At 72.1% G+C, this 14275-nt stretch carries 11 protein-coding genes; 3 read left to right on the top strand and 8 right to left on the bottom strand.

What is annotated here, in order from left to right; genetic code table 11:
* Positions 1 to 97: 97 nt before the first annotated feature.
* From ACVW19_RS12185 to ACVW19_RS12195, 3 genes are all read right to left on the bottom strand, one after another.
* A complete protein-coding gene (locus ACVW19_RS12185; protein ID WP_457464572.1) occupies positions 98 to 877 on the bottom strand; it encodes an HAD-IIA family hydrolase in 780 nt (259 codons plus the stop codon).
* Between the two features lie 131 nt (positions 878 to 1008).
* Positions 1009 to 1719, bottom strand: coding sequence for a hypothetical protein (locus ACVW19_RS12190; protein WP_457459182.1), 711 nt, complete (start codon positions 1717 to 1719; stop codon positions 1009 to 1011).
* Positions 1720 to 1837: 118 nt separating this feature from the next.
* Positions 1838 to 2974, bottom strand: a complete 1137-nt coding sequence (locus tag ACVW19_RS12195; protein WP_457464574.1) for an ROK family transcriptional regulator — start codon at positions 2972 to 2974, stop codon at positions 1838 to 1840.
* An 88-nt stretch (positions 2975 to 3062) separates the two neighbouring features.
* Here ACVW19_RS12195 and ACVW19_RS12200 point away from each other — a divergent pair, with 88 nt between their 5' ends.
* Both ACVW19_RS12200 and ACVW19_RS12205 read left to right on the top strand, forming a co-directional pair.
* On the top strand, positions 3063 to 4142 hold the full coding sequence (locus ACVW19_RS12200; protein ID WP_457459184.1) for a Gfo/Idh/MocA family oxidoreductase: 1080 nt from the start codon (positions 3063 to 3065) through the stop codon (positions 4140 to 4142).
* Complete coding sequence (locus tag ACVW19_RS12205) at positions 4139 to 4621, top strand: heme-degrading domain-containing protein (protein WP_457459186.1); 483 nt, start codon at positions 4139 to 4141, stop codon at positions 4619 to 4621. Before ACVW19_RS12200 ends, ACVW19_RS12205 begins: the two co-directional genes overlap by 4 nt.
* A 21-nt stretch (positions 4622 to 4642) precedes the next feature.
* Here the strand turns inward: ACVW19_RS12205 and ACVW19_RS12210 are convergent, their stop codons facing one another.
* The 3 genes from ACVW19_RS12210 to ACVW19_RS12220 form a co-directional block, all read right to left on the bottom strand.
* On the bottom strand, positions 4643 to 5380 hold the full coding sequence (locus ACVW19_RS12210) for a YidC/Oxa1 family membrane protein insertase (protein WP_457459188.1): 738 nt from the start codon (positions 5378 to 5380) through the stop codon (positions 4643 to 4645).
* 196 nt (positions 5381 to 5576) lie between these two features.
* Positions 5577 to 5927, bottom strand: coding sequence for a DUF6412 domain-containing protein (locus ACVW19_RS12215; protein WP_457459190.1), 351 nt, complete (start codon positions 5925 to 5927; stop codon positions 5577 to 5579).
* 281 nt (positions 5928 to 6208) lie between these two features.
* Positions 6209 to 9406, bottom strand: a complete 3198-nt coding sequence (locus tag ACVW19_RS12220; RefSeq protein WP_457459191.1) for an alpha-L-rhamnosidase — start codon at positions 9404 to 9406, stop codon at positions 6209 to 6211.
* A 414-nt stretch (positions 9407 to 9820) separates the two neighbouring features.
* On the opposite strand from ACVW19_RS12220, the gene ACVW19_RS12225 reads away from it, so the two are divergent.
* The gene (locus ACVW19_RS12225) at positions 9821 to 10840 is read left to right on the top strand and encodes an SEC-C domain-containing protein (RefSeq protein ID WP_457459193.1); all 1020 of its coding nucleotides are present in this window, start codon (positions 9821 to 9823) and stop codon (positions 10838 to 10840) included.
* On the opposite strand, the gene ACVW19_RS12230 is transcribed toward ACVW19_RS12225, so the two are convergent.
* Positions 10784 to 12979 (bottom strand): hypothetical protein, encoded by a 2196-nt coding sequence (locus tag ACVW19_RS12230; protein WP_457459195.1) that lies wholly within the window; start codon positions 12977 to 12979, stop codon positions 10784 to 10786. The two genes, ACVW19_RS12225 and ACVW19_RS12230, sit on opposite strands and share 57 nt — an antisense overlap.
* A gap of 306 nt (positions 12980 to 13285) precedes the next feature.
* Positions 13286 to 14065 (bottom strand): IclR family transcriptional regulator, encoded by a 780-nt coding sequence (locus tag ACVW19_RS12235; protein ID WP_457459197.1) that lies wholly within the window; start codon positions 14063 to 14065, stop codon positions 13286 to 13288.
* Between the last annotated feature and the right edge of the window lie 210 nt (positions 14066 to 14275).

Raw genomic sequence — 14275 nt, forward strand, 5'->3', positions numbered from 1 at the left:
CACCGGGAGCGTGCCCTGCCGGGCGGGGCACCGCATCCGCAGGGGTGCGGCGCTGCGCCGTACGGGTGACATCGGGAGGCGCGGGGTTCTGCGTGTGTCAGACGAGGTCGACGAGGTCCGCGATGGAGTCCAGGACCTGGGACGGCCGGTACGGGAAGTTCTCGACCTGCTCGGGCCGGGTCAGTCCGGTGAGCACGAGGAACGTCTGCATCCCGGCCTCGATGCCGGCCAGTACGTCGGTGTCCATGCGGTCGCCGATCATGGCGCTGCTCTCGGAGTGGGCGCCGAGGGTGTTCAGGCCGGTGCGCATCATCAGCGGGTTCGGCTTGCCCGCGAAGTACGGCTGCCGGCCCGTCGCCTTGGTGATCAGCGCCGCCACCGCGCCGGTCGCCGGGAGCGGGCCCTCGGTGGAGGGGCCGGTCTCGTCGGGGTTCGTCCCGATGAAGCGGGCGCCGTCGTTGATCAGCCGTACCGCCTTCGTCATGGCCTCGAAGGAGTAGGTGCGGGTCTCTCCGAGGACGACGTAGTCCGGTTCGTGGTCGGTGAGGACGTAGCCGATGTCGTGCAGCGCGGTGGTCAGACCGGCCTCGCCGATGACGTACGCCGAGCCGTTGGGGCGCTGGTCGTCCAGGAACTTGGCGGTGGCGAGCGCCGAGGTCCAGATGTTCTCGATCGGGACGTCCAGGCCCATGCGGCGGAGTCGGGCGTGCAGGTCGCGCGGGGTGTAGATCGAGTTGTTGGTGAGCACCAGGAAGGGTTTCCCGGACTCACGCAGCTTCTTGATGAAGGCGTCGGCCCCCGGGATCGGCACACCCTCGTGGATGAGCACCCCGTCCATGTCGGTGAGCCACGATTCGATCGGCTTGCGGTCTGCCATGTGCGAGATCTCCTGCCGTACGCGGTCCTTCCTGCGCCCCAGCCTAGACATGCCCGGATCTTGTGGGAACGCCCGGTGTGGTGCGGCTCGAGAACACCCGGGGTGCTCCGCCGCTCACCGGCCGACCGGGTTCAGCGGCGACGACGGGCCGGCGCTCCCGCCAGTCCCCCGGCGAGCAGTGCCATCGCGGCGACGGTCAGGAGCTTCCCGGCGGTGCCGATACCGGTACGGGCGAGCTCGTCGGGGCCGGTGGCACCGGCTTCCTTGCCGGGTCCCGGCTCGATCCGGAACCGGTAGTCGTCCGACTGCCCGACCCAGTCGCCGTCGTCCTCGCGCCGCTGGACGACGGCGGCCGTGGCGACGACCTCGCCCGCCGCGGCGTCGGAGGTGAGCGCGAGCCGTACCTTCACGGTGAGGGTCCGGCCGGCCTCGACGGTGAACCCCCCGAAGCCCGCGTGCTCGTCGACGAAGGCGCCGACGAGTTCGTCCTCGTCGGTGGTCTCGAAGCGGACGGGGTGCGGCTGCTCCCGGTCCGGCGCGTAGAACTCCAGCACCGGCTGCGAGGCCCGCAACTCCCGCTTCTCGTCGACGAGTACGACGACCGGGTGGATGCCGCCGCAGGAGCGGTCGGTGGTGTTGGTGAGCTGGAGGTACCAGGTGCCGTGGCCGCCGCCGGCCGTGTAGGTGTCCGGGCCGCCGTGGATACGGGCGGTGAGGGGGAATTCGGTGTCGCCCTCGGTGGCGCAGGCGGGCGGCGGTGCTTCCGTCCGGGCCTGGGCCGCGGTGGGAAGAACGGCGGCCAGCACCGCCAGGAAGAGGGACGCGGGCGTGCGGAGTCGCATGCCGTATGACCTTGCCGGTCGGCGGACGGACACCACGGTGACACCCCCGAACACCCCCGCACGGCCCCACGATTCCCCCCACCCGGAGCAGCACACTCCGCCGCCCCCTGCTTTGCCGTCAGCCGTCCCCCCGCCCGAACACCGGCGCCAGTACCGACTGGGCCGCCCCCTCGGCGACCCCGCCCCCGCAGCCGGAGGCGACCCGTACCGGCACGGCCGTGTCCCCCGTACGCCGGGCCCGCGTGTCCAGCACCGCGCGTACGCCCCGCGCGAACGCCTCCGGGGCGGCCTCGATCGTGCGGCCGCCGAGCAGGACGCGGTCGATGTCGAGCAGGCCCACCAGGTTCGCCGCGCCGACACCCAGCACCCGCGCCGCCTCGGCCGTGTCGCCCCGCGCCACGGCGGCCAGGCACAGCGCCTCGACGCAGCCGCGGTCGCCGCAGCCGCAGCGCGGCCCGTCCAGTTGGAGGACCTGGTGGCCGAACTCCCCCGCCCCGGTCCGCGGCCCCCGGTGCACGCTGCCACCGATCACCAGTCCCGCCCCGAGCCCCGTACCGAGGTGCAGATAGGCGAAGGAGCCGCCCTCGCCGTCGACGGCCAGACCCAGCGCCGCCGCGTTGGTGTCCTTGTCGACGACGACCGGCACGCCGAGCCGTTCCGACAGCGCGTCCCGCAGCGGGTACCCGTCCCACTCGGGGAACCCGGTCACCCGGTGCAGCACGCCCCGGGCGTGGTCGAGCGGCCCCGGCAGGGCGACTCCGGCGCCCAGCAGGGCGGGCCGGGGCGGCACGCGTACGTCGGTCCCGTCCCCGGCGGCCTTCTCCCCGGCGGCCCCGGCGGTCCACAGCCCCTCGACGACTCCGGCCACCCCGGCCAGTACCGCCTCCGCGCCCGCGCCCAGGTCCAGGGGGGCGCTCCGCTCCCCCACGACCGTCCCGTCGAGGTCGACCAGGACGGCCCGCAGTTCGTCCCGGTCCAGGTGCACGCCCACCGCGTGCCCGGCCTCCGGCACCAGCCGCAGCAGCGTCCGGGGCTTGCCCCCGGTGGACGCCCGGCGTCCCGCGTCCGCCGCGAGGCCGTCCGCCCGCAGCCGGGCGGTGATCTTGCTGACCGCCTGCGGGGTGAGCCCGGTCCGCTCGGCGAGTTCGAGCCGGCTGATGCCCTCCGCTCCCGCGGTCCGCAGCAGGTCGAGCACGAGCGCGGTGTTGTGGCTGCGCAGGGCGAGCAGGTTGACCCCGCCCGTCCCGTCCCTCATACCGTCCCGCATACCGCCGTACGTCCTGTTCACCCGCTCATTCTCCCCCGTGCTTGCACTTTGGCAACAGCGTTGCGAAAGTAGGACCATGACTGGCACTCCTCTCCGCGTCGGCCTCGTCGGCTACGGCCTCGCGGGCTCCGTGTTCCACGCCCCGCTGATCGCCTCGACCGAGGGCCTCGCGCTCGACACGGTGGTCACCTCGAACCCCGAGCGGCAGCAGCAGGCCCGCGCCGAGTTCCCGGACGTCCGCATCGCGGCCACTCCGGACGAGCTGTTCGAGCGCGCCGGCGAGCTGGACCTGATCGTGGTCGCGTCGCCGAACAGGACGCACGTCCCGCTCGCCACCACCGCGCTGAAGGCCGGTCTGCCGGTCGTCGTCGACAAGCCCGTCGCCGGCACGGCCGCCGAGGCCCGCGCGCTGGCGGCGCTCGCCGAGGAGAGCGGCCTGCTCCTCTCCGTCTTCCAGAACCGCCGCTGGGACAACGACTTCCTCACCCTGCGCAAACTGGTGTCCGAGGGGACACTCGGCGAGGTGTACCGGTTCGAGTCCCGCTTCGAGCGCTGGCGGCCGCAGCTCAAGGGCGGCTGGCGCGAGTCCGGCGACCCCGCGGAGATCGGCGGTCTGCTCTACGACCTCGGCAGCCATGTCGTCGACCAGGCCCTGGTCCTCTTCGGCCCGGTGACCTCCGTGTACGCCGAGGTGGACACCCGCCGCGAGGGCGCGCGCACCGACGACGACACCTTCATCGCCCTCACCCACGCGAACGGCGTCCGCTCCCACCTCTACGTCTCCGCGACCACGGCCCAGCTCGGCCCGCGCTTCCGCGTCCTGGGCTCCGAGGCGGGCTACGTCAAGCACGGCCTCGACCCCCAGGAGGCCGCCCTGCGCGACGGCCTGCGCCCCGGCACCGACGCCGGTGCCGACTGGGGCACCGAGCCGGAGGAGCTGTGGGGCCGTCTCGGTTCCGGGGAGTCCCCGGTGACCGGTGGCGGGCGCCCCGAGCCGACCCTGCCCGGCGACTACCCCGCCTACTACACGGCCGTGGCGAAGGCCCTGCGGGAGGGCGGCCCCAACCCGGTGACCGCGCGCGAGGCCGCCGCCGCCCTGGACGTCCTGGAGGCGGCCCGCCGTTCCGCCGACGAGAAGGTGACGGTGACGCTGTGACGCAGCCCGCATCCACCCCCACCGTCGAAGAGCTGGAGGAGCAGGAACGCCGTCTGGTGTTCCGCCGGTTCACCCACGAGGACGCCTGGGCGCTGGGTTCCCTGCTGGTGGAGACGGCCCGGGAGCGGCAGGCCCCCGTCGCCGTCGACATCCACCGCGCCGGCCAGCAGCTCTTCCACGCGGCGCTGCCCGGCTCGGCCCCCGACAACGACGCCTGGATCGCCCGCAAGCGCCGGGTCGTCGAGCGGTACGGCTCCGCGTCGTACCTGGTGGGCGCCCGGCACCGGGCCAAGGGCACGACGTTCGAGGAGTCCTCGCGCCTGGACCCCGACACCTACGCGGCCCACGGCGGTTCGTTCCCGATCACCGTCGAGGGCGTCGGCGTGATCGGCGCGGTGACCGTCTCCGGCCTCCCCCAACTCCAGGACCACCAGCTCGTGGTGGAAGCACTGGAACACTTCCTGGCCGACCAGGGCTGAAGGGGGCGGGGGGAGGGAGCGTCACCGGTACAGGGCGGCCCGCTCCACCACGCTCCACGCCGTACTGGTGACGATGTACAGCGCGGCGGCCAGCGGCACCACGGCCACGGTGACCAGCGTGAGGAACGACATGAACGGCATCACCCTGGTCACCGCGCGCATCCCCGGCAGCTGCTCCACCGCGCCGTGCGCCCCCGACGCACCGGAGCCCCCGGGCACTGCCGAGTTCGCAGCCATCGTCCGCCGCGTCAGCCGGTAGCTGAAGAAGGCGACCGCCGCGACGACCGCGAACAACCCGGCGTACACGAGCCCCGGCCCCCCGAACGGGCCCCCGTCGCCCAGCGCGTCGGCCCAGTGTCCGCCCAGCGGCGCGGTGAACAGCTCACGGCTGAGCAGTCCGTTGGGCCGCCCGCCGATCGTGTCGCTCGAGAACAGGTGGTACAGCAGGAAGAACGCGGGCAGTTGGAGGAGGCTCGGCAGGATTCCGGACAACGGTGACACCTTCTCCTCGGTGTGCAGTTCCAGTACGGCCCGCTGGAGCTTCTCGGGGTTGCGGCCGTACCGGCGCCGCAACTCGGCGATCCTCGGCTGGAGTCGGGCCCGCGCCTTCTGCCCGCGTGCGGCGGCCCGGGACAGCGGGTGGACGAGGAGCCGTACGAACGCGGTGAACAGGACGATCGCGGCGGCTGCCGCGGAGAGGCCGAACAGCGGCTGGAGCAGGTCGGCCAGTCGCTCGGCCAGGCTGGCGAAAACGGACATGGGTGAGCCCTCCGGGGGGTCTCGTCGTGCCGAACGGATGAACGGGATGACGGCATGACGACCCGTGCGCGGGCAGGCGTGAGGGGGAGGACGTGCTGAAGCGCTGAAGGGCGAGAGGAAAAACGGGCAGGACGGGAAGTGAGCGTCCTACGGACGGAAGACGGGCCCTACAGCTGACGCATGTGACGCGTGTGCCCTACGCGACGGTCGCCGCGAGGGCGTGCCCGGGAGCTCTGGGCCGGGTGCGGCCCCTGGCGTCGGGGTCGCGTTGCGGCAGGAAGGCGGTACGCCGGTCGCGGTCGCGCAGGGCCGTGCGCACCCGGGTGGGCGGGACGGCGGGCGCGCACCGCGCGAGGACGACGGCGCACACGGTGAGCGTGGCGGCGGCCGCGGTGGTCGCGGCGAGCGCGACGGTGCCGGAGAGCCCGGACAGACCGGACAGCCCCCCGGCGACCGGCAGCACGAGCAGGACGACCTGGAGCAGCGGGAGCAGCACGGCGAAGGCGGCACGCACGTCCACCCGCCCACGGATCGCTCCACGGACCACTGACCGCCCCTCCCCTCGCCCTCGCCTCACGCCGGTCCGGTCCCGGCACCCTCGCAACGTACGAGGCGGTACGACGGTTCCCCCTCGAAACGAGCCACCGCGCGATGCCGCCGCCGGAGAGGACGTACTCGCCCCGGTGAGCGTGTCGTTCACGGCGAAATCGGTGCGGGCGGCGCGGGCGGTGCGGGCACTGCGACTCGGCGGGGTGACGGTGCGACCGGCGCGCACCCGCCCCTCCGGAGGATGTCTCGCGGGACCGGAGGAGCGGGTGCGCGCCGCCGTCACACGGTGAACCGGTGGCTTCCCGACCCCACCTCGAAGACGGCGAAGCCGCTCTCCGCACGCACGAAGGTTCCGTGGGTGTGCGTGACGCGGCCGGGGGCGTCCGTCGGGATCCACACCTCGGCGGTGGTGTTCACCGGCACGTCGCACGACAGCCGGAAGCGGCCGGACCGTTGCTCCCACGCGGTGGACACCGGGCCGTAGAGGGAGGTGAAGGTCGCCCGGGCCGAGGTGACCTCGCCGCCCGGACGCGGGCGGATGACGATCTGCCGGTAGCCCGCCCGGCCCGGGGCGATGCCGGCGATGTTGGCGTACATCCACTCCCCCACGGAGCCGTAGGCGTAGTGGTTGAAGGAGTTCATGCCCGGGGACTGGAACTCGCCGTCCGGCTGGAGGGAGTCCCAGCGCTCCCACATGGTGGTCGCGCCCCTGTCCATCTGGAAACCCCAGCTCGGGAAGGTGCGCTGGTGCAGCAGGCGGTAGGCGACCTCGGTGTGGCCGGTGTCGGTGAGGACGGGCAGCAGGCGCGGGGTGCCGAGGAATCCGGTCGACAGGTGCCAGTCCCGTGCTTCGATCAGGGCGACGAGGCGGTCGGCCGCGGCCTTGCGCAGGGCGTCCGGGACCAGGTCCATGGACAGGGCGAGGACGTAGGCGGTCTGGGTGTCTCCCTTCACCCTGCCGTCGGCGCTCACGTACGCCGTCCGGAACGCTGCGCGCACGCGTGCGTGGAGGTCGGCGTAGGGTGCGGGGTCCTCCCCCAGTTCCGTCGCGATGCGTGCCGCGAGGTCGGCGCTGTGCGCGAAGTAGGCGGTGGCGATGACGTCCTTGGGCGTCTCGTCGGACACGTTCAGCCAGTCGCCGTATCCCGCGGCCGGGCGCAGCAGGCCGGTGCTGTTCCTCTCCAGGTGACGCAGCCAGGCCTGGACGGACGGCCAGGCGTCTTCGAGGACCTGCCGGTCGCCGTACGTCCCGTACAGAGCCCACGGCACCGTGACCCCCGCGTCTCCCCAGCCCGCGACGCCCTTGCCGAGGTCGCCGACCGTCGGGGCCACGTCCGTGAACGCGCCGTCGGACGCCTGGGCGTCGCGGAGGTCGACCAGCCACTTGGTGAGGAAGCGGGCGGACTCCATCGTGTAGGTGGCGGTGGGTGCGAAGACGTTGATGTCGCCGGTCCAGCCCAGTCGTTCGTCACGGGCCGGCGTGTCCGTCGGGATGGAGAGGAAGTTGCCGCGCTGCCCCCAGGTGATGTTGCGGTGCAGCTGGTTGAGCATCGGCACGTCGGTCTCGAAGCTGAGCGTGAAGGGTGCGGAGGTGTGCATGACCCGCCCGGTCACGGCCGACGCCTTCGGCGTTCCGGGGAATCCGGTCACCTCGACGTAGCGGAAGCCGTGGAAGGTGAAGCGCGGCTCGTAGACCTCCGTGCCGGTCCCCTTCAGGATGTACGTGTCCGTCGCCGCGGCCGACCGCAGGTTGGCGGTGTAGAGGGTGCCGTCGGGGTTGAGGACCTCGCCGTGCCGCAGCCGCACCGCGGTGCCCGCCTTGCCCGACACGCGCAGCCGCACCGATCCGACCATGTTCTGGCCGAGGTCGAAGACGAAGACGCCCGGCCGGGGTTCGGTGACGGTCCGGGTGCGGAGTTCCTTCTCGATGCGTACGGGGCCGTCCACCTGCGCGACGATCCGCGGCGGGGCGGCGTCGTCGGCGTCACGCACCGGGCGCCACGCTCCGTCGTCGAATCCGGGCGAGGTCCACCCGGCCGTCTCCTTGCGGGCGTCGTAGGTCTCGCCCGCCAGCAGGTCGGCGGAGACGATCGGTCCCGGCGCGGCACGCCAGCCGGGCCCGGTGACGATGCGCTCGCTCGTCCCGTCGGCGTACTCGACCTCCAACTGCGCCAGCAGTCCCGGGTGTTTACCGTACTGGTGCGGTCCGAACCAGCAGATGTTGCCCGCGTACCAGCCATGGGCGAGGTGGACGCCGAGGGCGTTGGCTCCCGGGCGGAGCGCGTCGGTCACGTCGTAGGTCTGGTACTGCACGCGCTTGTCGTAGTCGGTCCAGCCGGGCGCCAGTTGGTCGTTCCCCACCCGCTTGCCGTTGAGGTGGGGTTCGTACACGCCGAGGGCCGTGGCGTACAGACGGGCGCGCCCGACCTTCTTGCGCGGCAGCCGGAACTCGTGGCGGAGCTGGTGGGCCGCGAACAGCACCGGCACGACCTCGCCCCACGGCCCGGCGCCCCAGGCGGCGGCCACCCTGGCGGCCCGCCACCCGGTGTCGTCGAAGTCCTGCTCGCGCCAGTCGCCGGCCGGCTCCCGGTCGGTGGACCTCCACGCGCCGTCGGTGACGATCCTGCGCTCGCCGGAGGCCGTGGTGAGGGCGAGCACTCCGATGAGGCCGGCGGGGCCGACCGTGCGGTTGGTCGCGGAGACGGCCAGGACGTTCGTACCGGAGCGCACGTGTTCGAGGACGTCGATGACGTCCGGGCGGCGCCATCTCGACTCGTCCGGGTCCGTGGCGGTGCTCGCCACCTCGGTGCCGTTGACGGAGGCCACGTAGGCGTCGTCCGCGCTGAGCACCAGCGTGGCCGCGGTGACGGCGTCCGGGAGGTCGACGGAGAGACGGAACCACCGGGTCTGAGCCGGAACGCTCTGCGTCGGTTCGCCCTCGGGGAACCAGATCCACGAACTGCCCTCCAGGGAAGGTGCTTCCGTGAGGGAGGCCGGAGCGGATATCCACCGCGCGGACCACTCGGCCTCGTCCATCAGGCCGGTCTCCCACCAGGACGGTTCGCTCCACGGCGAGACGGCTCCGCCGGCGTCCCAGACGCGCACCGACCAGTGGTAGCGCGTACGCGGCTCGAGCCGGGGTCCGTCGTAGGGGACGAGAACGGACTCGGCCGAGGCGACCTTGCCGCTGTCCCACACGTCCGGGCGGGACAGGCGGGCGGCGCTCGACGCGACGCGCACCTGGTAGGCGCTCTGCCGCTGCCCCGATGCGGTCGCGGTCAACGGCCAGCTCAGGCGCGGCCGGGCCACGTCCAGGCCCAGGGGGTGGCGCACGTACTCGACGGTCGGGGATGCCACGCGTAACACGTTTCCTCCCTTGCCCGGAGCGGAGGGCGCGGCCACCGCCGGCACCGCTCCTGCGGCCACGGCACCCGCCGTGGCCACGGCGCCCGCGAGGATGTTCCTTCTACTGATCACAGCGGCTCCATCGGAAGAGAGGGTGAGTCGTAGAGGGTCAATCGACTGTGAATCGATTCACGCGAACGTAAAGGAGACGCGAGACACCCGTCAATAAGCTTGCACGGCTTTCCCCAACACCCGGCGGGTAAACGATGGAAGCGACAAGGACGGCCCCATTCAGCCAGCGGCCGGAGAATTGAACCCTTTCAAAATGATCAAGAAGGTGACGGTGTGACTTCCTGGATGGGTACGGGCACCGGCTCCACCCCCCTCGGCGCCGGACGCGGCAACCGCGCCCCGGTACCCCCCTCACCTCGGCTTCGCACTCCTCCGCACCACGCGATGCGAGCGGGAGCCCCGGTTCGCCCTCGGGCAAGCCGCCGACCTGCGGCGGTCTCTTCTCCGTCACCCGTCGGCAGTACGGTGTCACCCATGCGCCCCGACACGCCCGCCGAAAACGTCGACCACACCGCCGAAGCGGCCCGCCTGGAGCGGACCGCCGGCCTGTATCCCGAGGACGCCGAAGCCCTGCTGCTGCGGGCCGCCGCCCACCTGGAACTCTCCGGCGACCGCCCCGCCGCGGCCGCCCTCTACGACCGCCTGCTGGCCTCCGGCACCGGGCAGGCGGGGCTGGAGAACCCGCACCTGGTCCGCGCCCTGAAGGCCTCGAACCTGTGGGAGTACGGCCACGAGGCGGAGGCCCGCGCGATCATCGACGGCATCCGCACCGCGGCCCCGCGCGATCCCGCCCCCTGGGTGGTCGTCGCGGAGTCCCTGGAGACGCACGACGAACTGGAGGCGGCGCACGAGACGTTCACGGAGGCGGTACGCCTCCTCCTGACCGACGTCCCGGAGCCCCCGTCCGCCACCCACCCGCTCCTCTTCGGCCGCCACCGCGTCCGCCGCATGCTGGGCGTCCCCCACGACGAGTGGGACGCCCTCGCCGACACCGTCCACAGCCTGCCCGTCACCCTGGACGAACTCCACGACCCGAAGCGCGTCTGGTCCCTGGGCTCGGAGAACCCGGCGGAGCTGGAGGCGGAGATCTCCCGCCTCCGAGCGGAACTGGGCGCCTACCGGACCGCCCTGTCCCGCCCCTTCCCGGTGGCGATCCTTCACTGGCCCGCCCCGGAACTGGCCGAGCTCCTGGAGGCGTACCCCTCCCTCACCACCGAGTACCCCTCCCACGAGGAGCACCTGGCCACGATAGAGACGGCCCTGCGCGAACTCGCCGCCTCCGGCACCCCCAACCTGGGCATCGTCACCGGCACCGTCCCCTCCTACGAGGCCTTCGCCGCCTCCGAGGCCACCACCCCCGACGACACCGACCTCCTCCCCCAGTACGCGACCACCCTGGCCGCCCGCGGCCGGGCCGTGCCCTGGCCCCCGCAGCGGTCAGCACCCTGCTGGTGCACCTCGGGCCGCCCGTACGGGCAGTGCCACGGCACCTGACCGACGAACAGTCGAGACAACACCCCTGCCCCGTCTCGTGGAGAAGCCAAGTGCTGTCATGAGAAGGGCCGCTCGGGCCGGGTGTTTTCGGCGGGATTTACGAGAGCCGGCGAGATGGCGCTTCCGAGAGTCACGTTGGGCCATCCCTGAGGGGAACGGACAACGACACGACACTGTGGTGCCGGTGGTCGTGGTGACGACCGGGTAGCCGCGGAAGTCGTCCCAGGTGCGCTGCTTGGGGCGGGAGAACTCCGACTGGCTCTTGGCCCAGAGCGCGCCGTCGACGGCGTCGCCGTCGGTGGCGTAGTCGTACGTCGTCACGATGTCCTGCGCGTCGGCGAGGCGCGGGAACTCGGTGATCCTGTCGACGACGTGCTTGTGGAACCAGGAGATCCGTTTGTCCTCCAGCTCGCCGTCGGCGTGCCAGTGCACCGGGTAGCAGAGGGAGCGGTTCCTGTCGGGCGTCGGCCGGGCGGCACCGGTGAGGCACTTGCCCTCGGGCGCCTTGTAGTCGACGTGGGTGCGGCCGCCGTACTCGGAGACGACGTCCTGGATGCGCAGCCGCGCGAACAGGGGGTTGGTGTCGGAGGAGCCGTTCTTGACCCGGTTGGGCAGTGCGTTCTCGTTGTGGCCGAAGGAGACCGGGTTCAGGCGGGCGGTGGAGCCGTCCACGGCGTAGCCGGTGCGGGTGATGGCCTCCAGCCAGAGCGCCGTGTACTCACCCGTCAGGTTCCACGGGAAGGACTGCTTCAGGTTCCAGGAGTCGACCTTCGACAGCAAGGTGGTGGTGGCCGCGTCGCCGTCCAGGCCGCAGGCGTTGCGCCGGCCGGTCTCGTTGCCGTCGGCGTCGACTCTGTACTCGGTCAGCCGCACGCCCTGCTCGCGCTGGGTGCAGACGTCGACCGAGGCGAGCCGCTTGCGGGACCAGAAGGTCGGGGCGTACGTGGTGCACTTGCCGCTGGTCGCGCAGGCGAGGTCGGCGGGGGTGTCGAACCAGGGGCGGGTGCGGTGGGACTGCTTGGAGTCGAAGTTGCTGTTCGAGCAGGCCACGTCGAGGGCGGGGTCGTCGAAGCAGCGCTCGCGGGCGTTGAACTTCACCCGGCCGAGGGGCTCCTCGGAGAAGAGGGCCGTGGCGCGCTGGCCGTAGTCGATGTGGGAGAGGTAGCCGCCGCGGTCGTACGGGACGGCCGGCTTCTCCTTCATGTTGCGCGCGTAGGAGTTCCTCTCCTTCTCCCACCACAGCGACATCGCGTTGCCGGAGGTGTCGACGACGTAGTCGAGCTGGAAGCGCCAGCCCTGGTCGCAGAAGGAGTCCGCGAACTTCGCGGCGTGGCAGGGGTCCTCGGAGTGGTTGCCGGCGACCGGCACGTTCAGCACCGACCCGGTCTCGGGCTTGCCGGAGGACCAGCCCGGGAGGCGGTTCAGGCCGAAGTGGTACTGGGTGCCGTCGTCGGTGGTGATCCGCCAGAACTCGCCGTTGTCGTCGCCGTTGCCGGAGCTGTGGCCGATGTCCGAGGCCGCGACGCCCGTCGCGTCGGCGATGACCTTCTTGTAGTCGGCGGCGGTCAGCAGCTCGACGCGCATGTTCTCGCCGCGCGCGCCCTTCCACTGCTTGGTGGTGTCGTCGCGCACCAGCTCGGTGGTGGTCCCGTTCAGGGAGAGCACCGCGTTGTACGAGCCCCAGCACTGGTCGCCGGTGAAGTGCTTGGCGTTGTTGGCGTTCGCGGTGTCGGCGGCGCAGCCGACGAAGGTGCGGGTGATGGAGCCGGGGTTGTAGTCCCAGCCCTCGCCGACCCAGGAGACCTGGTTGTTGGTGGAGGACGTACGGCCGTCCGAGGTCTGCGAGTTGTAGCTGAGGGTGACGTTGGGCGTCGGGCCGGCCGGGACCTGCGGGGCGGCCATCGTGTAGGAGTAGCTGAAGGCGCCGGAGGAGCCTCCCGCCGTCCAGGAGCCGGCCGAGACGATCGGGCTCGCGGAGAAGTCGCCGGCGGCGCCCGCGCCGTAGGAGCTGCCGACGAGGAGGTCGCCGCCGGAGGAGCCGGCGATCTGCCGTACGGCGCCGGACGCGCCCTTGCGCCAGACGGCGGAGTTGACGCTGCCGGCGCCCTTGCCCACCGCGGTGTCCGCGGTGGACTGCATGGTGACCGGCTGCCCGCTTCCCTCCGGAGCCCCCTTCCCCGCCCTCTCCCGGGCGGGGAAGGGGGCTTCTCCAGTCCGTCCACCGCTTCGGGCGTCCCGCCCACGGCACGAAAAAATCCCGGCCCGGAAGCCTCCGGGCCGGGATTCGGTGGAGCCGCCTTCGGGATCCGCACCCGAGACCTCCGCACGACGAGGGCCCGCGAGATCACCCCGGGCGGTGTCGGACGATGCCGCCGAATCCCGTTTCCGCTGATCAGAGGGATGCGGCCTCGATCACCATGACGCCTGGTCCCCATGCCGGTGAGGCTAGTGCTGGAGCTTCGAGGTGAGCTTCGCCTGCATCTTCCGGTTCGCCTGGTGCAGGGCTTGGGTGAGTGCCGTCTCGGACGGGGTGCGGGGGTCCTCGCGGGTGAAGCAGAGGCGCGCCTGCGGCCCCGAGATGGTGATGGCGATGGGCGGGTATCCCTGCGGGGTGGGGAGGGTCTGCGCGAGTGCCGCGATGCCGGGCTGGGTCTCCTCGATGTTGCGCGCGTAGCCGCGCCGCCTGACGTTCTCCAGTTCGGCTTCGAGGGCCGTGCGGGTCGGGGTGGTGGTCTTCGCCGCCTGCGGGAGGGGTTCGTTCGGGTAGATCCGGCGGAGCTGCTCGGTGGTGAGGGTGGCGAGGAGGGCCCGTCCGCAGGCCGAGGTGTGCGCGGGGAGGATCGTTCCCGCGCGGGCTTCGATGCGCATGTGGTGCTGTGAGGCGATGCCGTAGATGTAGCGCACCGCCTGCCCTTCGAGGACCGCGAACTCCACGGTCTCGCCGGTGGCCGCCTGCAGCTCGAGCAGGTCGTCCTGGATGAGGTGGGTGAAGTCCGTGTCGGCGTGGGCGGGGCGGGCGCTGGTCATGGCCGGGCCGAGGCGGTAGCCGGGACCGTCGAGTGAGCGCCGCATGAAGCCGTTCGCCTCGAGGGTGGCCAGCAGCCGGTGGGCGACGGAGGTTCCCACACCCAGTTCGTCGGCGGCGCGGGCGAGGGTGACGACCGGCTCCCGCTGCGCCAGTGCGAGGAGTCGAAGCGCCCTGTCCACAGTTTGAAGAGTGTTCACGCCCTGATGTTCCCACATACAGGGAATGATTGACTAGCCACTCCCTGATAGTGGATTCTCTCGATATCCGCAGGCGAACGCAGACTCGAACGAGTGGCTTTGCGTGACGCGGACTCCTGGGCGCGAGACCACCCCCTTGCCTGCCCGTGGCGTAAGTGACCGTTGAGGCGTGAACCGCCGGTCGGCTCGTGTGACGTGCCGCGCAGTGAG

The organism is Streptomyces sp. TE5632 (assembly GCF_054061295.1).